Consider the following 25,667-nt stretch of genomic DNA (forward strand, 5'->3'; position numbering starts at 1 on the left):
CCTGTTCACGCATTTTTATGAAATGGGTTCTAGCCAATACGCGCATATTGCAAAGAAGAAGCTACTTAACGATTTCCAAGCCTGTTTGACAATAAATCGGCTATCGGAAGGCCTTGGTACGCCATCGAAGCCGTAACAGAGTGATGAACCAGTTAGCGAGGGCAATCGCCAGCACTGCAATGAGGAAAGCCATGAGGCCCCAATGGAAGATCAATTTTCCGGCGATCCACGGGAATCCGAATACCCCGAGAAAATAGGCGAGACTGAACAGCAGCAGGGATTGGGATGTCAATCCCGGTGGCGATTCTTGCACCACCAGTCCATTGATGACCGAATAGGTCAAGCCATATCCGGTTCCCAGCGTGAGGGCCGCAATCAGGTAGCTGAGCGGTGTGGCAACGAAAAGCGTCAACATCAGAACCGACACCGCCATGACTGCGCTCAAGACACAGGACGCGATGTAGGGATCGCGCTTAACGACAAGACGGGCGATGAACAACCGGCAAATGATCGCAGCACACATGAATCCCATGAAGAACAAAGCATAGTCCAGCTGTTTGATGTGTGCATAGGAGGTCTGGAAGCTGGATAATCCGCCGAAAATGCACGCGCTCAGCCCGACCATAATGATTGAGTAAATGGCTTTGGAGCGGCATACGCTGACGCAGGCGGACCAGTTCAGACGATGCCCCTGTATGCCGTCCTCAATGTCTTCTCGACGCCTGGACAGCCCAGGGGCAAGCCTCCAGAACAGCGCCGCGCCCACCATGCTGGCGACAGCGGCAATGTCGAACGCCAGGTGCAGCGTGAGGCCGGACGCGGTCACCGTACGGCCGATGAGCGGACCGCTACCGATGCCAGCCATCATGCAGCCGGAGAGGAGCGCGAAGTGCTTCGTCCGGTGCGCTTGCGGCACCATCATAGCCACGATGATCGGGCCCAGGGTATAGAAAGTGCCCCAGCCCAGACCGAGGATGAGCGCACAGCCGCAAAACGCCAGCAGCCGAGGAGGAACCATGGTGAAGCCCAGGCATGCCAGGCCCAGCAACAGACCCGCGCAGGCAATCGCGTGCGCCGCCCCGATTGCATCCGATACGTGGCCCGAGAAAACCACGGCGAAGAAGGTGCTGGCCATGGCCACAGAAATTACCGTCCCTGCATCGGCGTCACTGCCACCTTTGCTGCCCATGAAGATCGACAATAGAAACGTCGTCCCATACGACATCGATAGAAGATAGCTGGCCAAGCAAAATAACGCGAATGCTTGTGGTGCCTGCTTGGATGCGGAGGCTGATCGCTGCTGTTCCATGGAGTGGAGACCTTTGCGGTGTTATGGGATGCCTGAGCGGCTCAGTCCACAATGAACAAAGTAGCCCCGCTCGCTGTGTAAGAGCGATGCGCCTCGGCGTTGTCGGCTACCTGATAACTGATACCAGGAGTCAGCAGAAAGGTCCGTCCGTCCGCCAGCTGGCTTTCCAACTCCCCTGCAAGGCACAGCAGGATATGTCCTTTGCGGCACCAATGGTCTGCGAGATAGCCAGCGCTGTATTCCACCATCCGAACGCGAATGGCACCGAACTGGCGGGTGCGCCACCAGGCGACGCCTTGTTCCCCTTTGTGCTCTGTCTTTTCGACATCTTCCCATTCGGTGATGCCGAACGGAATGTTGGCTATTTGCATGTCTCGTCCTCTCAAATAAAAAAAACTTGTGGGTGTACAGCATAGCCATGCTACCGTCTGTCCGAATAACGAATAATGGACATTAAATGTCGGCAAATGGACAAGAAGATATGTTGCTGATACCACCGACACTGACGCAATTGCCGCGCCCGATATATGTACGCGCTCAGGCCATGGCGTCCAGTGCGCATTTCGCTGAACACCAGCATGAGTGGGTACAGTTCCTGTATGCGACGTCTGGGATGCTGCGGGTTACTCTGCCGAGTGGTAGCTTCACCGTGCCATCGCGGTTTGCTGTCTGGATTCCCGCCGGGATGCGGCACCAGGTCAGCGCGCAGACCGAAGTAAGCTTTCGCAGCCTCTATCTCACCGCTGCAGCGACATCAGGTATGGTGGTTGATCGGTCCCGCGTGGTGGAGGTTACGGCACTGACGCGTGAACTGATCGTAGCGGCGGCCAAGCTCCCGCCGGAATATGACGAGCAGGGCCGCGCTGGGCGCCTGCTCGCCACCCTGCTCGACGAATTGGCAGATTTGCAGGAAGCCGAAATGTATTTACCTCTGCCAAGCGATGCACGGCTCAAGATCATATGCGAATGTCTGATGCAGGATCCCAGCGATGATCGCGAACTTGACGCTTGGGCCAGGCGCATCCATGTCTCTAGCAAAACCCTGGCGCGCATGTTTGAGCGTGAAACCAATATGAGTTTTCGCCAATGGCGCCAGCGCTTGCGTCTATGTCGGGGGTTGGAGTTCATGGCCAGCGGACGTAGCGTGACAGAAGTCGCGTTAGACGTAGGCTACAGCAGCAGCTCCTCATTCGTTGCCGCCTTCAAGCAGCAGTTCGGAAAGACACCGCGAGAATTCATGCAGAATGGATCGCCATTATGACTCGGAAATTATGTCCGCACCCGGCCAGAAGCGGTCCGTCGGGCCATTGTAGGCTGTCATTTTCCCTTCAGAATCACGAACGAGAATAGCCAATGATCAACAATGAAACGACGCCAGTCATCATCGAGGTTGCCCGAGCATTCGTACAGTTGGTGCAGGGGAGCACATCAGCTTGGGAAAAAGCCTATCTAAGACTTCAATTCGAAGATGGAAACACTGAGGCAAAGGGCTCTTATGTCTCCGGCAATGACGTTGAAATTATCGAGGTCATAAAAAATAGGGCCTTTTTCCATCCTATCGCTCGCTCGGGAGGTGAGCTTTTTTCGCACCTGGGCAAGAATGCCGGCGTTTTCTTGTTGACGATCAATGACCAGTTTGAGTATGACTTCCAGTTTGAGTACACAGACATGAATCGATGGCGTATCAGCAAATTAAACGACGGAACGGGTATTCCGACTTGAGATAGGACTTGCTCAGGCAACGGCCGCAATCGGCCACAAGCGGACGTTCGTCGCTAGACTTGCTATTGGATAATAATTTGTTTTTCAGCTTATTGTGAAGGGTAGCTAATGGAAAATCCTGGCTCCACGCCCATCTATCCCCGGCGTATTTGCTGAGACGCATGCACCGTTTCTCCAAACAAAGAAGGTCAGCACGAAAGAACTCAGGAAAATCCCGATGCCAAATTTGTTAGTTAAAGTATAACTTTTAACTAACAAATTATCTGTCAGGAATTCCATGCTTTCCCGTGAGCACGTCCTAAATTGTGTGTTGACTTTCGTTGGCATCTACTGCGTTTATATCGTATTGATCGGCGTGGTCTTTGGCTTATATGTGTGGAGCCGGGTTTATCAAAAAAGGAAGGATATGGGTTATGAGCCAAAATGACCGCTATCGGCCAGAAGCAGACTTTCCCGAAGAGTCAGATACTGGCTGAAAAAAATAGCTTTTATTGATAAAGTCGGTAGCCAAGGGCCTTGGGCCAAACTCTCAAATTTCCTATTCCTCTGCTCAAAGCCATGACTGCACCGCTCAATACGATTTTGATATACGCCCGTAATCCCGCCGTAACCAGTGCTTTCTACAAAGATCATTTCGGATTCAAGACGACCGGTGAAGTAGATGACGGCCTCATCGAACTGAATGCTCCAGGTGCTGGCATCAACCTTTTGATTCATCAGGCAGCCAAATCTCTGAAATTTGGGCAGGCAGTGGTCAAGCTGATGTTCAGCGTTTCCGATGTTGAAAAATTTAAGGCCGACTCGGCGCAAAGAGGCTTGGAATTCGGCAGTACCCATCAGGCAAATGGCTATCAATTCGCTAACGCGAAAGATCCTGATGGAAATTCGGTATCGATATCCAGTAGAGAATATCGCCAGCGAGCGTGAAAGAGAGCGGCTGCTTTCGGCCAGAAGCTGACGTCTAAGCCAATAAAAAAAGCCCGCAATCGCGGGCTTTTTTTGGGGCCATAAACCTTTCTACGGGCAATTCTATTACACAGATAGGCGTCTATTACCCAAATTGGGTCCCGGCATAAGCCGGAACCCTTGTGTATTACTGGTGCTGATGGGCGGAATCGAACCGTCGACCTACTGATTACGAATCTGCGAGGAAATCCATAAAAATCAAGGGCTCAGAGTGTTTATTGCTCCGCTATTCAAAAACATGGTGGCCCGTAAAGCCAATTAGAATGGGGCGAATTTGGAATTGCGGAGCGGAGTTTTCGTCGCTGAACGCGAATGTCATCGCCCATCCTGATCACAGGTTGTCCCCCGCTGTCGCCGCAGAAATGGACCTTCCCAGCTATTTTTCAGCTTATCGTAAAATAGATTACGGACAAATCGGCTCCTTCTTCCTGTCTGCTTCATCAGAATTACTTCTTAGGCGATTGGCGAATTACACGTATAGATCATGGCTTCTGGGCAAAAAAAAGCCCTCGGCTATGAGAGCGGAGGGCCTTAATCCAATTTCAAGGAAATTGGAGGAGACGCTTTAAATATATTGCGATGCAGCAGAAAAATCAAGTGCCATCAATTTCCGAGCCTCTAAGCAATTAGTCATTTCATCTGCTGGGCGGAAAAGGGGCTGGTTGAGGACCAGTATTCATTAGTACGTCGAGAATTACAGAAACAGCCCTTCCCTTCAATAATGTATGTGGCGAATAAGACAGGAAAATCCTGATATCGTACTTATTCCTCCGACAATAAAATCTGCTACAGCCCATCCTGATTATCAGGATGGGCGCTGTATATCGCGGCAATAACAATGCGGAGGGCAACAATGAAATGGTTCTATAATCTTAAGATCTCTAAAAAACTTATCGTAACCTTCCTCATAGTGGTGACGATGGTAGCTGCGCTCGGAGCTTTCTCTATCCGTCAGTTGGACAAAGTCAACAGCGCTTCTACGGAAATTTCGACCAACTGGCTTCCTAGTATCCGCACTCTTGCGACCTTGCAGCTGACACTGTCGCGCATCCGCAGTTTTGAAATGCAGCATCTTCTGGCCAGAGACGTCAAGGAATACGAGGACATCGAAAAAAGCTCCAAGAAACAGATCGATGCACTGCGAAAACAACAGGCTCTGTACGTATCGCAAATTTCGGAACGCGAAGAAAAAACGGTATATCCAGAAGTCGAGAAGTTGCTCACGATCTTCCTCAGTGAGCATGACAAAATCTTGGCCATTTCACGTCAAGGCAAGGTCGAGGAAGCTCGCGCCCTGCAACGTGGTGAGGCCACGCGTGCATACCGCGCGCTGTTGGAGAACCTGGACAAGCTCATCGAAGTCAACGATAAGGGTGCGGATGGCTCCAATGCCGTTGCAGACTCTATCTACGCTCAATCCCGACTGTGGATTATAGGTACGCTGATCGCCTGCATCGCAATTGCCATGACGTTAGCACTTTGGGTATCGCGCCTAATCGCTCAGCCGCTTGAGCAAGCAGTGTCGGTGGCGCAGCGCGTGGCTGGCGGCGACCTGACCGCAGTCATACCGGCTTCCGGCAAGGATGAGACGGGCCAACTGCTAGCGGCTCTTAAGAGAATGAACGAAAGCCTGCTACATGTCGTCTCTGAAGTGCGCGAAGGCACGAGTACCATTACAACTGCCTCCACCGAGATTGCCAGCGGTAATCTTGACTTGTCCTCGCGAACTGAGCAGCAGGCCAGCTCGCTAGAAGAGACCGCTTCGGCGATGGAAGAACTGACTTCCACTGTTAAGCAGAATGCACATAACGCCCGCCAAGCCAGCCAACTGGCCGTGTCAGCTTCAGAGGTGGCGGTCGCTGGCGGCGATGTCGTCAATAAGGTAGTGAATACCATGGGCTCGATTAATGAGTCATCACGCAAGATTGCCGACATCATCAGTGTGATCGACGGCATCGCCTTCCAGACTAACATTCTGGCTTTGAACGCAGCCGTGGAAGCGGCACGGGCGGGTGAACAAGGCCGCGGCTTTGCGGTGGTTGCGTCGGAAGTTCGTTCTCTGGCCCAGCGCTCAGCCTCTGCTGCCAAAGAAATTAAGGAATTGATCGAAGGTTCGGTAGCGCAGGTTGACGTCGGGAGCAAGCTGGTGGAAGAGGCAGGAAGCACCATGGTCGAAGTGGTCAATAGCGTACGACGCGTCACCGATATTGTCGCTGAGATCAGTTCCGCCAGCCAAGAGCAGAGTCAAGGCATCGAGCAGGTTAATATCGCTATATCGCAGATGGACGAGGTTACCCAGCAGAATGCCGCGCTCGTCGAGGAAGCTGCCGCAGCAGCCCAGTCGTTGCAAGAGCAGGCTGAGAAGTTGACGGGAACGGTCAGCGTCTTCAAACTCAATCGCGACGATACGCCAACCATGCAGCAACAAGCACGCGCAGCTCGCTCGATGGCAACCGTGACCGCCCCAGCTCCAGCGTCACAGAAGATGCCGGTGGCGGCGGCTCCGCATAAAGTAGATTCGGCGGCCAAGTCGGCTATCAAATCGGCTGCTGGGAAGGCCTTTCACGCCGATTCCCATGATAGTGGTAGCTGGGAGCAATTTTAGGTGAAGATGTTGTGAGTCAGCGGCCGCCCACGCCCGTCTATTCCGCGGTGTGATTTGCTAGGATGCTTAACCGGTTTCGACGTCCGACTATCCTCGTTGTTTCTTTCGGCTAGGATGTCCGCTATCGGTCTCGGCCCTACATCGTCTGTCCAAGAAAATGCCCGCGTATTCGCGGGCTTTTTTCATTTGGAGCATCTGTTTACGGATCTGTGAGAAAACGATAAAAATCAGAAGCTTAAGGTAATTATTGTTTCGCAATTCAAAAATCCGGCGGACCGCAAGGCCGGTTAGGACGTGGCTCGATTTGCAGTTGCGGAGCGAGATTTTCGCAGCCAATTGCGAATGCCGAGCCGTTTCTAAAAGCCGCTGGCGACAGCCGTAATCTCGGGTAGTGGGCAATCCCGATAACGCTCATCCGGGAATCCATCGACCTCAACGACCGATATCGCTCAATCATCTTGCAATTTTTACAAGCCTGGACGATTAGGCACCCGGGAAATTCCTGACCTGTCTGAGTGCTTGCTGGGGGAAACCACTACAGCCACCAGGGAGGATGCTGCCTAAGATGAACTCATTCTAGGAGAGCATCATGTTGACTACCTTTCTGCTGACCGTCGTTGCCTCTGCCTTGATCGCTGTTCTCATAGCTTCGCTTAGCCTTTAGATGTCTGGAAGTCGGTGCCATCAATTAGAACACCGGATCGGAAGGCATTTGGATAGCCTGACGGCGAACATCATGTGATGAGTTGCCGAAGTATAACGATGAGCTTAAAGCTGGTTCTTACTGTTCAGGTTTTTCCTTAACTAAATTGCTAGTGCGGTAGGGAATTCCCGGATGTCAGGCGAGCTCTTCAGAAATTACAGTATCTCCATACCACCGCTGCACGGGGAAGTTCTTGCAAGGGGCGAGGACTGGGCAGCCAGACCAGGAGAAACAAAAAATGTTCTTCATCAAGAAAAATCGTATCGTCGCTGCTTCCATCGCTGCTGTCGTCCTGGCTTCCAGCGCACCGGCTTCCTTCGGTGCTACCGCCAGCGGCACGCTGACCATCAGCGCCTCGGTCGTGGCTGCCTGCACCGTGGTCGGTTCGGCCATCGCCTTCGGCGCCTACACCCAGACCGTAGTGAACCAGACCGGCACCATCACCGTGCTCTGTACCAACGGCACCGCCTACAACGTCGGCCTCGATGCTGGCACCGGTACCGGTGCTAGCGTGAGCAATCGCAAGATGAGCGCAGCCGGCGGCGGTACCCTGAACTATGCGCTGTACCGCGATTCGGCCCGCAGCAACAACTGGGGTTCGACCATCGGCACCGATACCCTGACCGGCACCGGTTCCGGCCTGACTCAGACCCTGACCGTCTATGGCCAGATCCCAGCGGCCCAGACGCCACTGGCAGGTGCCTACTCGGATACCGTGACCGTGACACTCACCTACTAAATCGCAAATCGCGGCACCGAGCCGAATGACGCTTTGCCGCGGATTGAACGTCCCACTAATCGCCCGTTGAGCTGTCCCCAAATTATCGGGTGCCGGTAGCAGCCGGCATGCAGCAGATGTCAAAAATGCCGGTATTTAACCTAGGGGAAATATATGAATGCGCTCAAGAATATGAAGATTGGAACCAAACTGGCGTCGGCGTTCACAGCCTTAGTAACGCTAACGGTTCTACTGGCGGGAATAGCATTAGGTAGCATCAATTCACTTACTGTATCCATCAGGGCGGCCGATGCGGTACAGGATCAGCGCCTGGTACCGCTCTATCTCGCGAGAGAAGCTTTAGATCAAACGGGTCTCGCCGCTCGCAATGCCTACGTCTTCAGAAGTGATGCAGAAGCGCAAAAGGAGCTGGCAATCGTCGATGAACAGAAGCAGATCTATCTCAAGGCGCTCAAAGACATGGAGCCGCATTTCGCCGGCGACAAGGGTTTTGAGAAGGTCCGCGTGGGCCTTTTGCAGATGGCTGAAGAGTTGAAACGTCCGCGTATCTATCGTGAAGGCGGAAAGTCGGAGGAGTTTCGCGATTTTCTGGTTAATGAGTGTAGCCCACTACGCCGCCAGATCGTAATCGATATCAACAAGGTTATCGACGAAGTAGGCGCAGAAAATGCTAAGGCCCATGACGCCACCATCGACCTCGCAGCGAAGGCCTCCGTGGTAGTAGCCGTGTTGACCGCCATAGTGGCGCTCATTTCTGTACTTGTTGCGTTCGCGATCACCCGGGGACTTTTGAAGCAACTTGGCGGAGAGCCCACTTACGCTGCAGATATTGCGCAGCAGATCGCGGCTGGTGACCTGACCTCCGAAGTAAATGTCAAAGACGGCGACACTACCAGTTTGCTGTTCGCCATCAAGAAGATGCGCGATAGCTTAGTCGGAATTGTGGGAAGGGTAAGAGAAGGCACTCACTCCATCGAACAGGCATCTACCGAAATCGCAACAGGCAACTTGGATTTGTCCTCGCGCACGGAACAGCAGGCAGGGGCATTGGAAGAGACAGCTTCAGCGATGGAAGAACTGATGTCCACCGTGAAGCAAAACGCTGATAACGCCAAGCAGGCGAGTGAGCTGGCGGTGTCCGCTTCGAACGTCGCCACCCAAGGTGGTGAGGTGGTTGGCAAGGTGGTCAGCACAATGGAAGGTATCAATGCTTCCTCACGAAAGATCGTCGACATCATCAGCGTGATTGACGGGATTGCGTTCCAGACGAATATCCTGGCATTGAATGCCGCCGTCGAAGCAGCAAGGGCCGGTGAACAGGGGCGCGGATTTGCTGTCGTTGCATCGGAGGTCCGTAGCCTGGCACAAAGGAGCGCTACGGCAGCAAAAGAAATCACCGAACTGATCAATGATTCCGTGGTGCAGATTGCCCAGGGAAGCAGCCTGGTCGAGCAAGCCGGGATGACCATGGAAAATGTGGTCACCAGTGTCAAGCGGGTGACCGATGTGGTGGCGGAAATTTCTCATGCGAGTCAGGAGCAGAGTCACGGAATCACTCAAGTCAATCTCGCAATCACCCACATGGACGAAGCGACTCAACAGAATTCTGCGTTGGTCGAAGAGGCTGCTGCTGCTGCGAATGCGATGATGGAGCAGGCGGGCGAATTGGCCGGATTGGTCTCTACATTCAAGCTCGATAATGCGCAAAGCTCCGCTACTGTCGCAGGCATTGGAAAAAACACGGAGATGGGTGCCAGAGCCTTGGCACTAGGTTGAAAGGAACAGAATCATGGAAAATCGCCCGCTTCGTGCGGGGGCGATTTTTTTGGGGAAGCTGCTGATTACGAATTAGCGTTGCTGGGGCTAAAAGCTTATAAAAATCAGCAGATTAGTGCGGGGTGGGTTATTGAGACCTGCGATTGGTGCGTGTAAGTGCTTGATTTCATTTAAACGGAGTCAGACGAATAACCCGCTTTTAGCCAAGCGCGGCGGCCGATAATAGAATGCCGTGCATCGTGTTCGTGATCGGCCAGAAGCGGACAATCGAAAAGCAAGAGGCCCGCTTTCGCGGGCTTCTCGCTTTAGAGATCCGCATTCAAAAAAGTGAGTACCGTTTTTTGCGGTCACTCGCGGCTATTTGAGCGCACACAACGCCAATTAGCTCGCCCCGGCAACGTCGCAGTTGTTTGGTCGTCGGCAGAAAATATAGTCAATTTCTGCCGACGGCATCGTCTCGTTCAGCTGCCTTATGCTTGATTTCGGAACAGCAAGCCTCCTATCAGACTTGTGGACTATTACTCCGGGTATCCCGCGCAGAGTAAACATCGTCCGTTTTCTTGGCTTGCTCTGGAAGATGGTCCGTTTCTAGCGGCTTGGCGATTTCTTGTTCGCGGAATCGGTATCAGTTTCACGATTCTCTACGTTTCCGTTGCGCGGCTTTCTCACCGTCACATCAAAAGCGTCTTGGGCCGGCATTTCGTTTTCACGGGTGGGAAGTTTGGATTCGATAGACATTTCGTAGCTAAATAAAGTTGCGGCTACCAGAAGACGGCCGAGAGAAGGGTCACCACTAGGCGGAGCGGCGGGCCCCATGCTGTTCGTGCTTGCGCATAATGTCATCCCGGATCCACACCAGCGCCGAGATGACCGGAGAGCCACCTGCGGCCGGATGGCGGGCTTCGTCTTGATGATGATGCTCGATACTGCGTTGGCGTAAAAAACGCCTCCCAGGCTGAAGTTAACGAGGAAGGCGGGAGGTCGCTATCGTAGTGATTCATGCGGCCTGTGCGGCCTTTGCCTCCTCCGCAACCTTCTCTAGTGCGAGCACGCTCAGTTTCTGGTCAGTTGCCTTCTCTTCCTCCAACGTGTCATGCAAAAGCTTAGCGGCATCCTTCAAGCCAAGCTGCTTGGCCAGGGCACACAAAGTGCCGTAACTGGCGATTTCGTAGTGCTCCACCTTTTGCGCTGCACCGATCAGGGCGGCATCAAGGACGGGGCCATTGGCAATCTCTTCGATTTGCTCCTGCCCTTCTTCGACCAATCCTTCCATTGCAACGCACTTGATGCGCTTGAGTTTGAGGTTGGCACCCTCGACCAGTTGGTCGATGCGCTCAATTTGCCCCCGGGTTTCTTCCAGATGTGTTTCAAAGGCGGCGCGCAGTTCGGGATTGGTGGCGGCACGAGCCAACTTAGGCAGAGCCCGTGTGAGCTGTTTCTCGGCGCTGTAGACGTCGGAGAGGCTGTGAATAAAGAGGTCCTGCAGAGTTTTTGCTGTCATGGCGAACTCCCAAATATCAAAAGGATAGGAAATGAGAAAAAGGGCCCATCTGGGCCCTTTCTCAGGACGGTGAATGAATTAACGGTTGTTACCGCCGCCGCTGTGGCTGTTTTGGCCACCCTTCTGCCCAGCCGCACGCGCTTCTTCGGAAGAGAATTCATGCGCTGTGCCCTTCTCGTGGGCAGCCTTGCCACCTTGGCTGGCGATTTCACGTTGCTTGTCCGCATCCATCGAAGCGAAACCGCGGTTGCCGGTCGAGCCCTGATTTTGTTGATTTGCCATCTTGATCTCCTTTGTGGTTGAACGGGATTGGTCGGGGATACGTCATCGCACAATACGTGAGCCATGGGGCCCGACGTAAATTCATCGTAGCCGCAGGAGGGCTGCAGTCCTATCAGCAGTCGTCTCAATTAGGAGGACGGAACTGCTGTCGGACATGCCAGATACCTTGAAGATGAGTGAGGGTCCTAATGCTTCCTTTTGATCGCCTCGGGCCTATGCCTCATTCTCTTGAGACAGCAGCCGCACCGCTTCATTGATCGCATGCAGCGCAGCGGCATACCGTACTTTCTCCCGATCGCCGTCGAAATGGCACGTGGCCACGCGCAACTGCTGCTGCCCGCCACGATGCCATACCCATGCAAAGCAGACGGTACCTGCTTTGGTGCCATCGGGCGCGTCATCGGGACCTGCCACGCCAGTGTTGGCGATGGCCAGCGTAGCGTTGCAACCGGCAAGCCCGCCGCGCGCCATCCGCTCGGCAACGTATTCGCTGGTCAGCCCGTGAACGTCAACCTCTTCCTGCGTCACGCCCAGCATGCAATTCTTGGCCGGCACCGTGTAGGTTACAAACGCGCCTTCCAGCCAGGCTGCACAGCCTTCGATGCCGCCCAGTTCAGCGGCGATCAGCCCGGCGGTGCAGGACTCCACGGTAACAAGATGCAGTCCTCTGTGCTCCAGCACGCGCCCGAGGCGTTCTGCCGATTTTTTCATTGCCGCTTCCTTCTCTTTAATGTTCATGGCGTCTCAGCCTGGGGCAGATAAACCACCATATCGGCCGCCTTTTGCGGCGTCACGGCCAGTTCAGCCATGGCGCTTTCTGGCTTGAGGTGCCGGGAGTGACGGATTCAGTACGCGAGATTTGCGGGTGTGTTGGGCAAGATCCCTGCAATGAAATGTCGTTCTTGAATACCGTCGAGTCCGCCCGAAAAACGTCTGTGCCCCAACAATGCCTGAGATGCGATGGCATGACTTGAACGCGTATTGTGTCAGGACCACCGGCCCCCGCACGACATCGCCGACGGCGAGCACCGAGGCATCCTCCGGGGGGCGCTTCCTACGGCGCATCAATGTACCGGTCAGCGCTGCGGCGATAAATGCCGTCGCCAGCAGCGCGGAAAACAGCCGCATATGCGCGCGTTGAAGCGTTTGCGCATCAATAGAAAGCGGATCAGTTGGAAGTAATCAACTCTGCGAGCAAAGAACAGTCGGCTATTCTATTTTGAAGAGTCAGGCTGGGCATTGTTCTCTGCGGGAGTGCCAGGTGAAGCCGTTGGTGCAGCAGTGTCAGGATTTGTTGACTGTTTAGGGTTCTTTTTTTGATCATCTTTCAGCGGCTGCTTTTTCTTAGCCGCCTTACTGTTCCCTGTAGGTGGCTGCTGAGCTCCAGGGTTTCCAGTAACTGCACGGTTATCGCCAGTCGGACCGCGCTGCTCAAACGGCTGAGCAAACGTTGCGGCAGAGGCGGTAACCAGCACTAGCACAAGACCATATTCTCGAATTGCTGTCATATTGCTCTCGCAGATAAAAATACGATTCCTATTTTGAATATGAGGATCTGGCCCTAGAGGTCAGGTCTTCAATTTTAGTCAATTGATTCCGGCCGATTGAGTGTTGGGCCTTGGCGCAACTATTTTTAGGCGTATCCCTTACCAGCACATCGTGCGAGGAGTGATAAACCAGAGCGCGCATCGGCCCTCAGTGGTGAAAGTTAAAAGGGGTAGCGTAGCCCCATAAGGGGATATTCTTGGGTTGCCGCTGCACGACGTCGAATTCAGATTTGGCGATTCCCTTGTTACGGCTGCCGGCATCCAGTTCCCCGCTTCAAAGCGCTCGCTCCGTCTGGGCTTGCTGGTAGCGTCCCCGGCTGACTGAGCCGGACCAGGAATTTTCCGTACGAGCCTGTTGATTCAATGGCCACGCGTACTGCCGTGTTACTGATTCGAGGCACTGCTGCTCTGTTCCTGCTGGCCGGTGTTATTGTGGCTTTGCTGGCCCGCCTGAACGTACTGTTCGTGCGATCCGTCGCGTGTGCCGCCTTGCTGCTGCGCCGACGCGCTGTTGCTCTGCTGTTGTTGGCCAGTGTTCTTATGACTCTGCTGACCTGCCTGCACGTGTTGTTCGTGGCTGCCGCCTTGATTCTGGTTTGCCATTTCAATTCTCCTCTGGATTGCTGCGCTGTATTGCCTTCGGATAATGGGCTCCCTCGAACGAGTTCGCCATAAGCCAAACGGAAGAAATCCTGTCGGCAAACGCTGTCAGTGCCTGATTGTTTGAGCTCAGCTCATCGTCAAAGGAGAGAGCATTTAGCGGATAACAGTGAATTTAGCGGCCGCCCGCATGGTCAAATGAGGGTCTAGTCAGCAGGGGAATGCAGATGAATGTGCAATGGGATGAATTGACCAGCTTCAGCGTCTCGCCTTGGGAGATCGTTTTGCGCGGAACGCTGGTTTATCTCTTTCTGTTCGTCTTCTTTCGCTTCGTCTTGCGGCGTGACACTGGCAATGTGGGTGTGGGGGATTTCCTGTTGGTGGTGATCGTCGCGGATGCGTCACAAAATGGAATGAGCGGCGAGTCTAATACCGTTCCTGACGCCTTGCTCCTAGTACTTACGCTGATGGCATGGAACTACTTGATCGATGTCGCGAGCTACCGGTCAGCGCGCATCAGGAAGTGGCTGGAACCTCAACCGCTGCCTCTGGTGGAGAATGGCAGGATGCTGCGCCGGAACATGCGCAAGGAGCTCGTCACACCGGACGAGATCCAAGCCAAGCTGCGCGAGAACGGCATTGCCTCGCTCGATCAAGTCGCGCGTATGACGATGGAAAGTGATGGCGAGCTCAGCGTCTTGAAGAAAAGCCAATAGCTGCTGACAGGAGATGTCCCATGAATTTGATTTTGCTTTATAGCGACGTCGACCTGTGGAGTAAGAGCGACGATCTTGGCGCGCTCTCCATGCTATCCCGCGCCGTCATTGTCTTTCTGGCGACCTTGCTATTCCTTCGGTTGGCCGGACGACGCTCGTTCGGGCAAGGCAGCGCCTTCGATCTCTGCCTGATGGTGCTGCTGGGCGCCATCCTCAGCCGGGCGGTCGTCGGGGCCTCCGCCATGGCTCCTACGTTGTGTGCTGGCGCCACCATAGTGGCCTTGCACCGATTACTTGCTATGTTATTGATGCGCTGGGCGTCGTTTGACGACCTGATCAGCGGCCGGCAGCGAACGCTGGTTGAAGACGGCTGGGTCAATCGGGATGAGATGCGCGCGGGACTGATCAGCATGGGAGATCTGGAAACTGCCTTGCGTAAGAAGGGAGACGGAATCGCTCTCAAGAACGTCAAGAGGGCCATCCTCGAACGCAACGGTGAGATTAGTATCCAGATGCAGCCGGGGTGCTGCGACCAATAAGCGTTCCCCTGCCCAGTGCACCTCTCAGAACTCCCTAGACACGGTCAGTTCTGCGCCGCCATCCGTTATTTCACTGTGATGTTATGCCGTGCGCAATCATGTGGCCATACGATCGCTCTTCGCCGTCAGCGAACTGGGCTGTCAGTTTGAATTTTCCTGGAGGCAGGATCAGCGTCGCTTCTGTCTGGCCTTGATCAAGGTGTATATGGGTTTCGTCGCGCGGGTTATTTTGCCTTTACCTATCGGAGAGTGATTGATCAGCAGATGATGGTGGTCCGTATGATTAACCGGTGTTCCCACAGCTTGAGTAGTCATCGAATGCGCTGACAGACGGACTTTGAACGGACTTGTGACCGTTGCTCTGTTGAGTTGCATCGAAAACTGACCCACTTTGGTGTTCGTTGAAATCCTACATTCAAATCGCATATTTTCTAAACCCAGGCGGGAACAAGGTAGGCGTTGTCTGCCATACGTCTGCCCTCGAAGCCTCGTGGCCGTCCTTGAGGGCACAATTTAGGCTGCTACCGTCGGCACCACCGCTTGGTCCTGCCCACGGTTAGTTGAACCTGAGTAAGCGGGAAATCTAACCGCTACCTCAATCCACTCTATTTCACTTTTACTTTTTTGCGCCCCATTATGATGTTCTGCGGAGCAGTGATATCTCCAGTAATTTGCTGACCAACTGATCCGTGGATCGTCATTTGGATATTGCGCTTGTGTGTTTGCGATGGGGGCGAAGCATCCGAGGTGCCTATCCCTTCAACCATCCCAAGTAAGCGAGCCTTTCCCATTAGATCCAGATTGCGGAATCGAGCGAGTAATTGTTCTTCATCCAAAGACAGCGCTTGACCACTTCTTATACCCGTCACGACAAATTGCACGTCCACACCCAAACGTGCCACAGCTTGCAAATAACCGGCATCCGGGCGACGTTCATCTTGTTCGTAAAACAATTGCGCACGGCGCTGCACGCCTCCTATGGCTGCAAATTCAGTTTGATTAAATCCCAGTCGGGTGCGTTCCGACTTGAGGCGTTCCCCAATTGTGTTCATAAAGACGCATAAATCGATTGACATGGGTCCATTTGGACTCTATATTCACGCCATTGCTAAGTGACGTATACAACGATTATCCCATATGCCTACCTTCTCCAAGCACGTATGCCGCCCGCACACCGATACTTCGGTGGCCGTTACCTTCCGCCTTGAAGCCGATGAAGAGCAAAGACTGGCCGAGCTGGCCCGCCAGGATTTGCGCACGCGCTCTTCTTTTGTGCGCCTGCTGATCTTACGCGGCATGGCCGCCTACGACAAAGACGTCAAAGCCGGACGGGCTTGAGCATGGGAGACCGCCATGTACGATGATCCCCGCAAAATCCGTCATCACCGCATCGTAGTGCGCGTCAACGACGACAATTACGACATCATGAAGGCCCTGGCACAGTACCAAGGCGAAAATCTGGCCACCTTGGCCCATGATCTGTTGATGCATCAGGCCATCGCCCTGGCGCAATCCTATTCGATGCCGATCTTATCCGAGCAGAACGTGCAAGCCAAGGCGCTCACGAGCCACTTTTCAGTGCCTCGCAATGCCTGATATCGAACTGCCGTTCACCCATCCTGCGTTAGTCGAAGCCCTGGAAGTGATCATGATGCGAGAAGGCTTCGACACAATTGAACAGGCCGCTGAGTTCGCTCTAGCGCAATCTGTTCGAGAAGGTATCAAACGTGTTACCGGCAAGGGGCGTGCACTCTATGCCATCAAGGGAAAGAAAACAACATGCGTGTAATCAGCCTGCCGTGCCCTCATTGCCAAAGCCCTGTGCGTGCAGCCAAAAGCCGGACCATGTCTACGCTGATGAAGGAAATCACCTATCGATGCCAGAACGTCGATTGCGGCCATACCTTCGTTGCCACGCTGGAGATTTCTCGTACCGTTTCCCTGTCGGCCATGCCCAATCCCGAGGTGAGCCTTCCCATCTCACCCCGTGCGTACCTCCCCCCCAAGGAGCAGGCACGGCCTGACTTGCTGGTGACCGCGTAGCCGGTCGCTGAATCCCAAATTGACTAAGACCTGTCGTGCGCCGTTTGGCGCACGCGGGATTCGCTCACCCTCAAGAAACATCACCATGGCTCTCGATCAGCAACAGACAACGCTTGCGCTCGCCTCGCTGCGGCTTCGCATGGGCGACGACCTCAGAGAATTTCAATGCGCCCAACGCATGCTGATGCGCAAAGCCGTGCTGCAGGACGAACTGCAGTGGAATGTGATCTGGCAAGGAAAGAATGTTATTTCCGCCCGCCTCGTCCAACGCTTGCAGCGCCTCGGCGGTCTGATGGGGGCGTGGTAATGCGTACTGTGATCGCTCATGGAATCGCTGTGTTGTTGCTGCTTGCACCGGCTCTTCTGGCGGCTCTCGGGCTGGTGCGAGGGTAATTATGCGCGGTGCACGAATTAAGGACCATGCGTCATTCCGTCCGGCATCGGACCTTCTGCGCGAGCGCGCGGCATGGGTGCCCACCCCGCCGGGTAATGAAGCCGCTAAGGCTGAGCTCAGTAAATCCATTTCGCTGTTGCGCAATCGCAGGCGGCCCGATCTGCAAACTGGCATTGCTTATTCGTGGGCGGCGATGCCCAGGCCAGTGCGTCGACACATCCTCGCCCTGGCAGGACTCTCGGCGGATCGCTGGGAATCCCCTATTCACTCCTTCACTGAAGCAGAACGCCTGGCGATGCGCCATGCCGTGCTGCGTGCCATTACGACGTATGAAAGAGCGCTCAATGCAGTCTAGAACAGTCGATGCGAAGACACGCCGTCGCCATCGGGCCTTCGTCGAATCGCAGCAGTTTGCCGGAGAGCTGGCACGTATTCCGCTGAAGTGGCGTGGACGTGTCGTGAGCCAGGCCCTCGAACTGATGTCGGTATGGCACTGGAACAAGATTTTTGAGCCGGTTGCGGTTCAATTCGTCCGGGAATTCGCTGAGCAGTACGTGCCGGCGGGCGTGGATCTGTCGCAGGATGATGCCGATATTTGTGCCACGGCCGAGAAAGCTGCCGAGAACGTCAAGAAGGTTTTGTGGAAGGCGATTTCTGATACCCACGCACGCGACCTCATTGAACAAGAGTGCAGCGACTACGGCATTGATATGCCGGAAGTGGATGATGACGACCTGCGCGCCATCATTGCGCGTGTGGTGGATCCGCGCTGGTGGCGCAGGCAACTGCGTAAGGTGGTTGGTCGTGCCTTTGAGGGCGGCAATATCCGCTTGGGCTATGTGCACTATCACGGCGAGCCCTATGCCAGTAATGACGCCGTACTCTCTCGCCTGGCACAAAACAGAAGAAATGCCGCCGCGCTGGAAGCGACGATGGTGCGCAATGAGGCTGGCCAGGAATTCAGTATTGCTGAGCTGGCCGAGAAGACGACTGCCAATAAGACCATCCGTCGCGGCGAACTCATGCTGCGCATCAATGGCTTCGAGGTAATTGCGAAGGAGTGCAACGATCAGGGGCTGTTCCTCACATGGTCGTGCCCATCGCGCTTCCATGCGACGCTGCATACGGGCAAGCCGAATCCGAAATATGACGGCTCGGACCCGCGCACAGCCAATAAGTACCTTGGCAAGATGACTGCGCTAGCGCGTTCGGCGCTGGCTCGTCGCGGTATTGGTCTGTACGGCTTCCGGATCGCTGAACCGCATCATGATGGTTGTCCTCACTGGCACATGCTGGTGTTCGTGCGCGCGCTGCCGGACTACACCACGCTCCACGTCAAGGACGTGGCCAGCCGCGCTATCCGCGTCATGAAGCGATACGCCTGGCGCGTGGATCGCGGCGAACCGGGTGCATTCAAGCGCCGCCTGGATGTGAAACGTATTGACTGGGCAAAAGGTAGTGCTGCCGGTTATATCGCTAAGTACGTGGCCAAGAATATCGATGGCGTGGCGGATCACAAGACCAAAGAAGGTTACCTCATCACTACTGATATGGCGGGGGACCGTGAGCTGACGCCCTCGGCCCGTGTGGAAGCCTGGGCGGCTCGCTGGGGTATTCGCCAGTTCCAGCAATGGGGTGGCGCACCGGTGAGCGTCTGGCGCGAGCTGCGCCGCGTGCCGGCAGACATGGTCAAACAGGCTCCTCCGGCCATGGCCGCCGCATGGGATGCCGTACAAAAGGTCGAGGGCGAGAAGCGTGCGTGCTGGGCAAATTATCTGCGTGCGCAGGGCGGCGCGCTGTTGAAGCGAGACGATCTGATGGTCACGCTCGCGAAGGAGACCAAGACTGTCACCGGCCGCTATGAAGAATGCGAGCGGGTCATGCCCTATGGCGTCCAGTGCCGTCAGATGGTCGGTGTGGTTTTTAAATCCGTTCGTCACACATGGACGCCAGTTCAAGGGCACGACGCCCGCGCTACGGCGGGCTCGGGGTTCCCTTGGACTCGTGTAAATAACTGTACGCAGCCCGCTGGGCCTGACTTTGCAGCTGATGCGTCCTTCGAGCCGAAGGCATCACCCGCGCCGGTCATGTTCAAGCCCGACCAGGCCGCGCAAGTTGAGCATGCCTGGCTTGCCCTGGGCGCATGCCCCTGGCCTCGGCCGGTGGTCGATGACAGGCCAGCGTGGCAAGCGCCGACCACGACGGCGGACGAACAGCGCCAGGCCCTGGCCTCATGGGACGCCATCAAGGCATGCCCCTGGCCGCGCATGGTGCCGCAGCCCGACAAGTCCCCGCGTCGCGCCACACCGCGCCAGGTGGCCGACTGGCGCGCCGGGCAGCTCGATGTCAGCGAACTTCCGATTGCCCCCAACCTAACGAAAGAGAACGCCCCATGACCGCGTTTCGTGTCGTCGTGCGCACCGCCAGCGCACGCCATTCCTACACCGCCATCGCAGCCCATAGCTGCGACGTGATCGCCGCCGCCGTCGATCACTTTGGCGTGTGCTCCGTTACGGCCATTCAGGAGAACCAGAAGTGAACGCAACCACAAACACCAATCCCGCAGTGTCTTACCGTGCCGAAGGCTACGCCGCCAAGTATTTCGCCAAGCAGCCGAAACAGCGTGATTTCGTCATACTGCCACCGCAGCCCCTGGACCGCATCACGTTCAACACACCCGACGACGGTGTGCTGGCCGGCTATGTGTCGATCATTCGTCAGCACCTGGGGAACGGTGAGCGGTTCGCCTGGGTAGAGCTGGATAACGAGCCGCCCGGAATGTTTCGCGGCGTGACGCTGGCAGACATCATAACTTGCGATGATTCTGGCACCTCTCGGAGAAACGGGGATGCCGGCGGACAAGTTCGAGGCCTGTGCCTGGGAGACTACAGCGCCAGCTTGCGTGAAGAGGGGGAGGCACGTGACTGAAATCTTTCTCGATGATGCAAGCCTTGACCGTCTAACCGGAATCCGCCGCGGCTGCACACGCGACGGGATCAAACGATCAAAGCATGAGATGCAGGCTGCATTTCTGCGTGACGTCGGTATTCCGTTTATCTCGAATGCGCGCGGCCGCCCCGTGGTTCTGCTGTCAGCGGTAGAATCGCGGCGCGTGGCAGAGACACCGAAAGCAGGATGGTATCCAGCAGTGATGAGGACATAAAATGGGTCGCAGACCATCTAAAAACTCTAATCTCCCGCGCGGGATGCGCGCGCGTATCCAGCGTAGCGGCGCGGTGTACTACTATTACGAATTAGGGGGCGAGGCGCGCAAGGAAATATCGTTGGGGCCGAACTATGTGGAAGCCGTGCGTAAGTGGGCTGAACTGGAGGCGCTGCCGCCAGCGACGTTCTCCAAAGTGGTGACATTCCGATATGCATGCGAGGTATATCGGAAAAAATATCTGATAGAAAACGCACGTAAGACGCGAGAGGAAAAGTTGCGGCAGATAGAAACACTACTTGAGTTTTTCGACAATCCGCCTGCGCCGCTGGAGGAAATCAAGCCCATCCACATCAAGCAGTTCCTGTCGTGGCGCGTCCAGCGAACTCAAGATGCATTGCGCAAAAAGGGGGAACTGGTCGAAGGAAACGAAGGCCGCGTAGCCGCTAATCGAGAGAAGTCGCTGATTTCACACATCTGGAATGCTGCACGAGCCGAAGGGCTGACCGACCTCCCGAACCCGTGCGCCGGCATCAAGTCGTTCCGCGAATACGGCCGCGAAACCTACGTCTACGACGACGTGTTTCAGGCTGTTTGGAGCAAAGCTGATGTGCCGACCCGCGAGGCAATGGACTTGGCATACCTCACCGGCGGACGGCCAGCTGACCTATTGAAGATTGACGAAACACACCTACGTGACGGCAGCATCGAGGTACGGCAGAACAAGACCGGCCACAAGTTGCGCATCGCCATTGAGGGAAAGCTGGCCACCTTGATTGAACGTATCAAGGCCAGGAAGCGGAAGATCTCCGGTGTTGTGGTCTCAACCAAGCTCATCGTCAACGAAGAAGGGCAGCCCCTGGGAAAGTATGCTTTGCGCTTCCGTTTCGACACGGCCCGCGCGAAGGCTGGTATCGAGGGAGACGACTTTCAGTTCCGCGACCTCCGCGCAAAGGCAGCCACTGACAAGACGGACAAAACAAAGGATATTCGAGAAGCCCAGCAGCAGCTCGGCCACACCAGTGTAGTGATGACAGAGAACTACGTCCGTAAACGCCGTGGCCGCAAGGTCATGCCCACCGAATGAAAAAGCTGCCCATTGGGCAGTCTTTTTACAACGCCTTATCTTTTTTGCAGAGCCTCATTTTCAGTTCTGATCAACGCGCCCCTTGAAATTGCTCTATCCATCGCTTGAGTTGACTCTACTAAGCCGAATCCTTGCTCCACCAGTTTGAGCCTGAGAGTCGAGGCACGCATGTCGCGCACACCGTGCGCGTCAAACACAGCAATCACATCTTCTTGAGTTGGAATTTTGTCGGTCATCGGGAAGAGACTCAAACACGAATGTTTTTTGGCAACATCCGCTAAGTGTAAAAATTGCGAAGCAAAACAAGAATTGCGAAGCAAAAAAAAGCGGCCCACATCGCTGTGAGCCGCTTGGGTATTGGTGCTGGCTGCAGGACTTGAACCCGCCACCCCCTGATTACAAGTCAGGTGCTCTACCAGATGAGCTAAGCCAGCAAAAACTTCAGCCGGCGATTATAGCCTACTTGATGCGTGTCAGTACAGGACGGCCACCCTTTTTCGGTGGTTCCGGATCATCATCGCCCTTGTCGCTGCTTTCAGCCGGCTTCTTTTCGGGTTCGGAAACAGGTACCGAGGACAGCACAGGCGCACTGCTTTCCTGCTCAGGAGCCGGTTGCACCTCGTCGGCCGTGGCCGGCGCAGGCGCTTCAAACGCCATGCCCTGGCCGTTTTCACGGGCGTAGATGGCGATCACGTTTTCCACAGGGATCAGGATGTCGCGCGAAACACCACCAAAGCGGGCGCTGAAGTGAATGTTGTCGTTCTCCATCTTCAAGCCGCTGGTGGCCTCGAAGCTGATGTTGAGGACGATTTCGCCATTCTTGACGAATTGCATCGGCACGCGGGTGCTGCTGTCGACGACCACGGCAATGTGCGGCGTGTAGCCATTGTCGGTGCACCACTCATAGATGGCGCGCAGCAGATAAGGCTTGGTGGAGACTTCTGGCATGACTGGTGTGGTCTGCGATGCGACGGTAAAAACCGCATCTGCCGGCAAGGCCGGGGTGGAAAGCAATATGAACTTCTGTGAACTGCACCGCCGCCCAAGGCGGCAGTGCAGCCGGAACAGCTTAACGGCGCATGACCTTTTCGGACGGGGTCAGTGCTTCGATGTAGGCAGGACGCGAGAAGATGCGCTCGGCATACTTCATCAGCGGTGCCGCTGTCTTGGAGAGCTCGATGCCATAGTGATCCAGACGCCACAGCAACGGGGCCAGGGCCACGTCCAGCATGGAGAACTCGTCGCCCAGCATGTACTTGTTCTTCAGGAACAGCGGTGCCAGTTGGGTCAGGCGGTCACGGATCTCGTGGCGGGCCTTTTCCTGGTTCTTCTCGGCAGCCTTGGACTTTTCATTTTCCAGGGTGTGCACGTGAACGAACAGTTCCTTCTCGAAGTTGAACAGCATCAGGCGCGCACGCGCACGCATCAGCGGGTCAGCCGGCATCAGCTGCGGATGCGGGAAGCGCTCATCGATGTATTCATTGATGATGTTCGATTCATACAGGACCAGGTCGCGTTCAACCAGGATGGGCACTTGGCCATACGGGTTCATGACCGAAATGTCTTCCGGCTTGTTGAAGAGGTCAACGTCGCGGATCTCGAAATCCATGCCCTTTTCGAACAGGACAAGGCGGCAACGTTGCGAAAATGGGCAGGTCGTGCCCGAGTAGAGAACCATCATTTTTTCAGAGCCCTAAAAACAAAAGGGGGGCGAGACGCATAACGCTCACCCCGATACGCAATTCCGCAAAAACTGCGCGGATACGTGATTGTACGTTTTTACTTGATGTTCTTCCAATAGGACGCGTTCAAACGCCACGCCAATACCGAGAATATTCCCAGGAACAACAGTACCCAGACACCCAGCCGCTTGCGCGTATTCTGCGCCGGCTCGCCCATCCATTGCAAATAGGCAACGAGATCGGCGACATTGTTGTCATACTCCGCCGCGCTCATCTTGCCCGGCTTGACTTGCTCGAAGCCGGCAAACTTGTGGATGGTCTTGTTCGCGTCGTGAGGATCCTTCTCTTCCACGAACTTGGCCTTGCGGATACCTTGCAATTCCCACAACACGTGCGGCATGCCGACGTTGGGGAAAAGCATGTTGTTCCAGCCGGTGGGGCGGCTGTCGTCCGTATAATAACTGCGCAGGTAGGTATAAATCCAGTCCGGACCGCTGCCAGCCTCCGAGGCCTTGGCCCGGGCGATCACCGACAGGTCCGGCGGCGTTGCGCCAAACCAGGCCTTGGCGTCCTGCGGCGACATCGAGATCTTCATCAGGTCGCCGACCTTTTCCCCACTGAACAAGAGGTTGTTCTTGATCTGGTCTTCGGTCAGGCCGATGTCGCGCAGGCGGTTGTAACGCATGGCCGAGGCCGAGTGGCAGTTCAGGCAATAGTTGACGAACAGCTTGGCACCGTTTTGCAGCGAGGAAACATCCTTGGTACGGTCCGGGGCATGATCCAGCGGGAAGCCCCCTTCGTTGGCGCAGGCCAGCGCCGGCAGCAAGGCCAGCGCGGCAATCACTTTCTTGAGCAATGTCATGTTCTTGTCCTTTGGCGGCTGGCTTAGTGCGGATGGTAGACGACGCGCTCGGGCACCGGCTTGAAGGTACCGGCAGCACTCCACCACGGCATCAGCAGGAAGAAGCCGAGATAGATGAAGCTGCACACCTGCGAGACGGTGGTGCCGATGGCCGTCGGCGGTTGCACGCCGAGGTAGCCAAGGATGACGAAGGCGATGGCAAAGACCAGGTACACGTACTTGTGCCAGCTTGGACGATAGCGGATCGACTTGACCTGCGAATGATCCAGCCACGGCAGGCCGCCCAGGATCACCACCGACAGGCCCATCAGGACCACGCCCCAGAACTTGGCATCGAACACCAGCATGCCGGCGATGATGGCCAGGCCGATCACGATGGCCACGATCTTCAGCTTGGCCGTCAGGCGCGACTTGAACACCAGCAGCAGCACATAGCCTGCCACGCCGGCAATCAACCAGCCCATGAAGTCCGCGGTCGTGGCGCGAAGAATCGAGTAGAACGGCGTGAAGTACCAGACCGGTGCGATGTGCGGCGGGGTCTTGAGCGAATCGGCCGGGATGAAGTTGTTGTACTCCAGGAAGTAGCCGCCCATTTCCGGCGCGAAGAACACCACGGCCGAGAACACCAGCAGGAAGATCGAGACACCGAAGATGTCATGCACCGTGTAATACGGATGGAAAGGAACCCCATCCAGCGGTACGCCACGTTCGTCGGTCTTTTCCTTGATTTCCACGCCATCCGGGTTGTTGGAACCCACTTCGTGCAGCGCGATGATGTGCGCAGCCACCAGTCCGATGAGCACCAGCGGAATGGCGATCACGTGGAAGGAGAAGAAGCGGTTCAGCGTGGCGTCGGAAACGACATAGTCGCCGCGAATGAGCAGCGACAGGTCCGGGCCGATGAAGGGGATGGCGCCGAAAAGGTTCACGATCACCTGAGCGCCCCAATAGGACATCTGCCCCCAGGGCAGCAGGTAACCGAAGAAAGCTTCACCCATCAGGCAGAGGAAAATCCCCACCCCGAACAGCCACACCAGTTCGCGCGGCTTGCGGTAGGAGCCGTAGAGCAGGCCCCGCACCATGTGAAGATAAACGACGATGAAGAAGGCCGAAGCGCCGGTGGAGTGCATATAGCGCACCAGCCAGCCCCAGGGCACATCACGCATGATGTATTCGACCGAGGCGAAGGCCAGATTGGCGTCCGGCTTGTAGTGCATCACCAGGAAGATGCCGGTGACGATCTGGATCACCAGCACCAGCAGTGCCAGCGAGCCGAAGATGTACCAGAAGTTGAAGTTCTTCGGGGCGTAGTATTCGGAGAGGTGGGCTTTCCAGGTGGCCGTCAGCGGAAAGCGCGAATCGACCCAGTTCAGGGCCTTGGCTGCTACCGGTGCATCATCCGGCAGCTTCTTTTCGTGAAATGCTCCCATG

Annotated in this window: 30 protein-coding genes, 1 tRNA gene and 1 pseudogene; 18 read left to right on the plus strand and 14 right to left on the minus strand. The window is 55.5% G+C overall.

The genetic code is table 11. The features are described 5' to 3' along the window. Positions 1 to 100: 100 nt before the first annotated feature. Both MKD49_RS12310 and MKD49_RS12315 read right to left on the minus strand, forming a co-directional pair. Positions 101 to 1,309 carry an MFS transporter gene (locus MKD49_RS12310; protein ID WP_252696438.1) on the minus strand — a complete coding sequence of 403 codons (1,209 nt, stop codon included), beginning with the start codon at positions 1,307 to 1,309 and terminating at the stop codon, positions 101 to 103. A gap of 41 nt (positions 1,310 to 1,350) precedes the next feature. Further along, positions 1,351 to 1,680, minus strand: coding sequence for a DHCW motif cupin fold protein (locus MKD49_RS12315; protein ID WP_252696439.1), 330 nt, complete (start codon positions 1,678 to 1,680; stop codon positions 1,351 to 1,353). Positions 1,681 to 1,766: 86 nt separating this feature from the next. Between MKD49_RS12315 and MKD49_RS12320 the strand changes: the two genes are divergently transcribed. The 7 genes and pseudogenes from MKD49_RS12320 to MKD49_RS12350 form a co-directional block, all read left to right on the plus strand. After that, a complete protein-coding gene (locus MKD49_RS12320; protein WP_252696440.1) occupies positions 1,767 to 2,570 on the plus strand; it encodes a helix-turn-helix domain-containing protein in 804 nt (267 codons plus the stop codon). A 92-nt stretch (positions 2,571 to 2,662) separates the two neighbouring features. Then, positions 2,663 to 3,031 (plus strand): hypothetical protein, encoded by a 369-nt coding sequence (locus tag MKD49_RS12325; RefSeq protein ID WP_252696441.1) that lies wholly within the window; start codon positions 2,663 to 2,665, stop codon positions 3,029 to 3,031. Between the two features lie 558 nt (positions 3,032 to 3,589). After that, positions 3,590 to 3,958: a VOC family protein gene (locus tag MKD49_RS12330; protein ID WP_017451633.1), complete on the plus strand. Its 369-nt coding sequence runs from the start codon at positions 3,590 to 3,592 to the stop codon at positions 3,956 to 3,958. A gap of 892 nt (positions 3,959 to 4,850) precedes the next feature. Next, positions 4,851 to 6,602 (plus strand): methyl-accepting chemotaxis protein, encoded by a 1,752-nt coding sequence (locus MKD49_RS12335; RefSeq protein ID WP_252696442.1) that lies wholly within the window; start codon positions 4,851 to 4,853, stop codon positions 6,600 to 6,602. A 941-nt stretch (positions 6,603 to 7,543) separates the two neighbouring features. Next, complete coding sequence (locus MKD49_RS12340) at positions 7,544 to 8,044, plus strand: spore coat U domain-containing protein (protein WP_252696443.1); 501 nt, start codon at positions 7,544 to 7,546, stop codon at positions 8,042 to 8,044. Positions 8,045 to 8,197: 153 nt separating this feature from the next. Next, positions 8,198 to 9,820, plus strand: a complete 1,623-nt coding sequence (locus MKD49_RS12345) for a methyl-accepting chemotaxis protein (RefSeq protein WP_252696444.1) — start codon at positions 8,198 to 8,200, stop codon at positions 9,818 to 9,820. A gap of 793 nt (positions 9,821 to 10,613) precedes the next feature. Then, positions 10,614 to 10,760: pseudogene (locus MKD49_RS12350) on the plus strand (ZIP family metal transporter); the annotation flags it as partial. A 57-nt stretch (positions 10,761 to 10,817) separates the two neighbouring features. Here the strand turns inward: MKD49_RS12350 and MKD49_RS12355 are convergent. The 4 genes from MKD49_RS12355 to MKD49_RS12370 form a co-directional block, all read right to left on the minus strand. Beyond that, complete coding sequence (locus MKD49_RS12355; protein ID WP_252696445.1) at positions 10,818 to 11,321, minus strand: ferritin-like domain-containing protein; 504 nt, start codon at positions 11,319 to 11,321, stop codon at positions 10,818 to 10,820. A 78-nt stretch (positions 11,322 to 11,399) separates the two neighbouring features. Further along, positions 11,400 to 11,603, minus strand: coding sequence for a KGG domain-containing protein (locus tag MKD49_RS12360; protein WP_252696446.1), 204 nt, complete (start codon positions 11,601 to 11,603; stop codon positions 11,400 to 11,402). Between the two features lie 213 nt (positions 11,604 to 11,816). After that, the gene (locus MKD49_RS12365; RefSeq protein ID WP_252696447.1) at positions 11,817 to 12,341 is read right to left on the minus strand and encodes a CinA family protein; all 525 of its coding nucleotides are present in this window, start codon (positions 12,339 to 12,341) and stop codon (positions 11,817 to 11,819) included. A gap of 1,193 nt (positions 12,342 to 13,534) precedes the next feature. Further along, positions 13,535 to 13,753: a hypothetical protein gene (locus MKD49_RS12370; protein WP_252696448.1), complete on the minus strand. Its 219-nt coding sequence runs from the start codon at positions 13,751 to 13,753 to the stop codon at positions 13,535 to 13,537. Between the two features lie 224 nt (positions 13,754 to 13,977). On the opposite strand from MKD49_RS12370, the gene MKD49_RS12375 reads away from it, so the two are divergent. Both MKD49_RS12375 and MKD49_RS12380 read left to right on the plus strand, forming a co-directional pair. After that, positions 13,978 to 14,466, plus strand: coding sequence for a DUF421 domain-containing protein (locus MKD49_RS12375; protein ID WP_252696449.1), 489 nt, complete (start codon positions 13,978 to 13,980; stop codon positions 14,464 to 14,466). Positions 14,467 to 14,486: 20 nt separating this feature from the next. Further along, positions 14,487 to 15,005 carry a DUF421 domain-containing protein gene (locus MKD49_RS12380; RefSeq protein ID WP_252696450.1) on the plus strand — a complete coding sequence of 173 codons (519 nt, stop codon included), beginning with the start codon at positions 14,487 to 14,489 and terminating at the stop codon, positions 15,003 to 15,005. A gap of 70 nt (positions 15,006 to 15,075) precedes the next feature. Here the strand turns inward: MKD49_RS12380 and MKD49_RS12385 are convergent, their stop codons facing one another. After that, entirely contained in the window at positions 15,076 to 15,210 is a 135-nt protein-coding gene (locus tag MKD49_RS12385; RefSeq protein ID WP_371925475.1) for a DUF4399 domain-containing protein, read from the minus strand. 400 nt (positions 15,211 to 15,610) lie between these two features. Then, positions 15,611 to 16,081 (minus strand): helix-turn-helix domain-containing protein, encoded by a 471-nt coding sequence (locus MKD49_RS12390; protein ID WP_252696451.1) that lies wholly within the window; start codon positions 16,079 to 16,081, stop codon positions 15,611 to 15,613. A 61-nt stretch (positions 16,082 to 16,142) separates the two neighbouring features. On the opposite strand from MKD49_RS12390, the gene MKD49_RS12395 reads away from it, so the two are divergent. The 9 genes from MKD49_RS12395 to MKD49_RS12435 all read left to right on the plus strand — a co-directional run bounded on the left by MKD49_RS12395 (position 16,143) and on the right by MKD49_RS12435 (position 21,692). Further along, positions 16,143 to 16,343, plus strand: a complete 201-nt coding sequence (locus MKD49_RS12395) for a hypothetical protein (protein WP_075259287.1) — start codon at positions 16,143 to 16,145, stop codon at positions 16,341 to 16,343. A gap of 15 nt (positions 16,344 to 16,358) precedes the next feature. Further along, positions 16,359 to 16,601, plus strand: a complete 243-nt coding sequence (locus MKD49_RS12400) for a hypothetical protein (protein ID WP_252696452.1) — start codon at positions 16,359 to 16,361, stop codon at positions 16,599 to 16,601. Next, the gene (locus MKD49_RS12405; RefSeq protein ID WP_044530748.1) at positions 16,594 to 16,794 is read left to right on the plus strand and encodes a hypothetical protein; all 201 of its coding nucleotides are present in this window, start codon (positions 16,594 to 16,596) and stop codon (positions 16,792 to 16,794) included. The genes MKD49_RS12400 and MKD49_RS12405 overlap by 8 nt, the downstream gene beginning before the upstream one ends. 56 nt (positions 16,795 to 16,850) lie before the next feature. Then, a complete protein-coding gene (locus MKD49_RS12410; RefSeq protein WP_252696453.1) occupies positions 16,851 to 17,048 on the plus strand; it encodes an ogr/Delta-like zinc finger family protein in 198 nt (65 codons plus the stop codon). Between the two features lie 85 nt (positions 17,049 to 17,133). Further along, positions 17,134 to 17,355, plus strand: a complete 222-nt coding sequence (locus MKD49_RS12415) for a hypothetical protein (protein ID WP_252696454.1) — start codon at positions 17,134 to 17,136, stop codon at positions 17,353 to 17,355. Between the two features lie 431 nt (positions 17,356 to 17,786). Then, on the plus strand, positions 17,787 to 19,838 hold the full coding sequence (locus MKD49_RS12420; RefSeq protein WP_252696455.1) for a replication endonuclease: 2,052 nt from the start codon (positions 17,787 to 17,789) through the stop codon (positions 19,836 to 19,838). Further along, positions 19,835 to 19,981 carry a hypothetical protein gene (locus tag MKD49_RS12425; RefSeq protein ID WP_252696456.1) on the plus strand — a complete coding sequence of 49 codons (147 nt, stop codon included), beginning with the start codon at positions 19,835 to 19,837 and terminating at the stop codon, positions 19,979 to 19,981. Before MKD49_RS12420 ends, MKD49_RS12425 begins: the two co-directional genes overlap by 4 nt. Positions 19,982 to 20,007: 26 nt before the next feature. Then, positions 20,008 to 20,370 (plus strand): hypothetical protein, encoded by a 363-nt coding sequence (locus MKD49_RS12430; RefSeq protein ID WP_252696754.1) that lies wholly within the window; start codon positions 20,008 to 20,010, stop codon positions 20,368 to 20,370. Between the two features lie 236 nt (positions 20,371 to 20,606). Further along, a complete protein-coding gene (locus tag MKD49_RS12435; protein WP_371925467.1) occupies positions 20,607 to 21,692 on the plus strand; it encodes a tyrosine-type recombinase/integrase in 1,086 nt (361 codons plus the stop codon). Between the two features lie 35 nt (positions 21,693 to 21,727). Here MKD49_RS12435 and MKD49_RS12440 read toward each other — a convergent pair whose 3' ends face one another. The 6 genes from MKD49_RS12440 to MKD49_RS12465 form a co-directional block, all read right to left on the minus strand. Further along, positions 21,728 to 21,928, minus strand: a complete 201-nt coding sequence (locus tag MKD49_RS12440) for a hypothetical protein (RefSeq protein ID WP_252696457.1) — start codon at positions 21,926 to 21,928, stop codon at positions 21,728 to 21,730. Positions 21,929 to 22,050: 122 nt separating this feature from the next. Then, positions 22,051 to 22,126, minus strand: a tRNA-Thr gene (locus MKD49_RS12445). Between the two features lie 25 nt (positions 22,127 to 22,151). Next, the gene (locus MKD49_RS12450) at positions 22,152 to 22,640 is read right to left on the minus strand and encodes a ClpXP protease specificity-enhancing factor (protein ID WP_039783873.1); all 489 of its coding nucleotides are present in this window, start codon (positions 22,638 to 22,640) and stop codon (positions 22,152 to 22,154) included. A 121-nt stretch (positions 22,641 to 22,761) separates the two neighbouring features. After that, entirely contained in the window at positions 22,762 to 23,373 is a 612-nt protein-coding gene (locus MKD49_RS12455) for a glutathione S-transferase N-terminal domain-containing protein (protein WP_017453790.1), read from the minus strand. 98 nt (positions 23,374 to 23,471) lie between these two features. Next, positions 23,472 to 24,236, minus strand: a complete 765-nt coding sequence (locus tag MKD49_RS12460) for a cytochrome c1 (protein ID WP_034330805.1) — start codon at positions 24,234 to 24,236, stop codon at positions 23,472 to 23,474. 23 nt (positions 24,237 to 24,259) lie between these two features. After that, positions 24,260 to 25,666, minus strand: a complete 1,407-nt coding sequence (locus MKD49_RS12465; RefSeq protein ID WP_034330803.1) for a cytochrome bc complex cytochrome b subunit — start codon at positions 25,664 to 25,666, stop codon at positions 24,260 to 24,262. Position 25,667: the final 1 nt, after the last annotated feature.

The sequence above is a fragment of the Herbaspirillum sp. WGmk3 genome (assembly GCF_023952535.1).
Lineage (GTDB): Bacteria > Pseudomonadota > Gammaproteobacteria > Burkholderiales > Burkholderiaceae_D > Herbaspirillum > Herbaspirillum huttiense.

What these genes read in the sequence shown, in the direction of transcription:
- MKD49_RS12310 (WP_252696438.1), bottom strand. Translation starts at nt 1,309, where the DNA reads ATGGAACAGCAGCGATCAGCCTCCGCATCCAAGCAGGCACCACAAGCA.
- MKD49_RS12315 (WP_252696439.1), bottom strand. Translation starts at nt 1,680, where the DNA reads ATGCAAATAGCCAACATTCCGTTCGGCATCACCGAATGGGAAGATGTC.
- MKD49_RS12320 (WP_252696440.1), top strand. Translation starts at nt 1,767, where the DNA reads ATGTCGGCAAATGGACAAGAAGATATGTTGCTGATACCACCGACACTG.
- MKD49_RS12325 (WP_252696441.1), top strand. Translation starts at nt 2,663, where the DNA reads ATGATCAACAATGAAACGACGCCAGTCATCATCGAGGTTGCCCGAGCA.
- MKD49_RS12330 (WP_017451633.1), top strand. Translation starts at nt 3,590, where the DNA reads ATGACTGCACCGCTCAATACGATTTTGATATACGCCCGTAATCCCGCC.
- MKD49_RS12335 (WP_252696442.1), top strand. Translation starts at nt 4,851, where the DNA reads ATGAAATGGTTCTATAATCTTAAGATCTCTAAAAAACTTATCGTAACC.
- MKD49_RS12340 (WP_252696443.1), top strand. Translation starts at nt 7,544, where the DNA reads ATGTTCTTCATCAAGAAAAATCGTATCGTCGCTGCTTCCATCGCTGCT.
- MKD49_RS12345 (WP_252696444.1), top strand. Translation starts at nt 8,198, where the DNA reads ATGAATGCGCTCAAGAATATGAAGATTGGAACCAAACTGGCGTCGGCG.
- MKD49_RS12355 (WP_252696445.1), bottom strand. Translation starts at nt 11,321, where the DNA reads ATGACAGCAAAAACTCTGCAGGACCTCTTTATTCACAGCCTCTCCGAC.
- MKD49_RS12360 (WP_252696446.1), bottom strand. Translation starts at nt 11,603, where the DNA reads ATGGCAAATCAACAAAATCAGGGCTCGACCGGCAACCGCGGTTTCGCT.
- MKD49_RS12365 (WP_252696447.1), bottom strand. Translation starts at nt 12,341, where the DNA reads ATGAACATTAAAGAGAAGGAAGCGGCAATGAAAAAATCGGCAGAACGC.
- MKD49_RS12370 (WP_252696448.1), bottom strand. Translation starts at nt 13,753, where the DNA reads ATGGCAAACCAGAATCAAGGCGGCAGCCACGAACAACACGTGCAGGCA.
- MKD49_RS12375 (WP_252696449.1), top strand. Translation starts at nt 13,978, where the DNA reads ATGAATGTGCAATGGGATGAATTGACCAGCTTCAGCGTCTCGCCTTGG.
- MKD49_RS12380 (WP_252696450.1), top strand. Translation starts at nt 14,487, where the DNA reads ATGAATTTGATTTTGCTTTATAGCGACGTCGACCTGTGGAGTAAGAGC.
- MKD49_RS12390 (WP_252696451.1), bottom strand. Translation starts at nt 16,081, where the DNA reads ATGTCAATCGATTTATGCGTCTTTATGAACACAATTGGGGAACGCCTC.
- MKD49_RS12395 (WP_075259287.1), top strand. Translation starts at nt 16,143, where the DNA reads ATGCCTACCTTCTCCAAGCACGTATGCCGCCCGCACACCGATACTTCG.
- MKD49_RS12400 (WP_252696452.1), top strand. Translation starts at nt 16,359, where the DNA reads ATGTACGATGATCCCCGCAAAATCCGTCATCACCGCATCGTAGTGCGC.
- MKD49_RS12405 (WP_044530748.1), top strand. Translation starts at nt 16,594, where the DNA reads ATGCCTGATATCGAACTGCCGTTCACCCATCCTGCGTTAGTCGAAGCC.
- MKD49_RS12410 (WP_252696453.1), top strand. Translation starts at nt 16,851, where the DNA reads ATGTCTACGCTGATGAAGGAAATCACCTATCGATGCCAGAACGTCGAT.
- MKD49_RS12415 (WP_252696454.1), top strand. Translation starts at nt 17,134, where the DNA reads ATGGCTCTCGATCAGCAACAGACAACGCTTGCGCTCGCCTCGCTGCGG.
- MKD49_RS12420 (WP_252696455.1), top strand. Translation starts at nt 17,787, where the DNA reads ATGCAGTCTAGAACAGTCGATGCGAAGACACGCCGTCGCCATCGGGCC.
- MKD49_RS12425 (WP_252696456.1), top strand. Translation starts at nt 19,835, where the DNA reads ATGACCGCGTTTCGTGTCGTCGTGCGCACCGCCAGCGCACGCCATTCC.
- MKD49_RS12435 (WP_371925467.1), top strand. Translation starts at nt 20,607, where the DNA reads ATGGGTCGCAGACCATCTAAAAACTCTAATCTCCCGCGCGGGATGCGC.
- MKD49_RS12440 (WP_252696457.1), bottom strand. Translation starts at nt 21,928, where the DNA reads ATGACCGACAAAATTCCAACTCAAGAAGATGTGATTGCTGTGTTTGAC.
- MKD49_RS12450 (WP_039783873.1), bottom strand. Translation starts at nt 22,640, where the DNA reads ATGCCAGAAGTCTCCACCAAGCCTTATCTGCTGCGCGCCATCTATGAG.
- MKD49_RS12455 (WP_017453790.1), bottom strand. Translation starts at nt 23,373, where the DNA reads ATGATGGTTCTCTACTCGGGCACGACCTGCCCATTTTCGCAACGTTGC.
- MKD49_RS12460 (WP_034330805.1), bottom strand. Translation starts at nt 24,236, where the DNA reads ATGACATTGCTCAAGAAAGTGATTGCCGCGCTGGCCTTGCTGCCGGCG.
- MKD49_RS12465 (WP_034330803.1), bottom strand. Translation starts at nt 25,666, where the DNA reads ATGGGAGCATTTCACGAAAAGAAGCTGCCGGATGATGCACCGGTAGCA.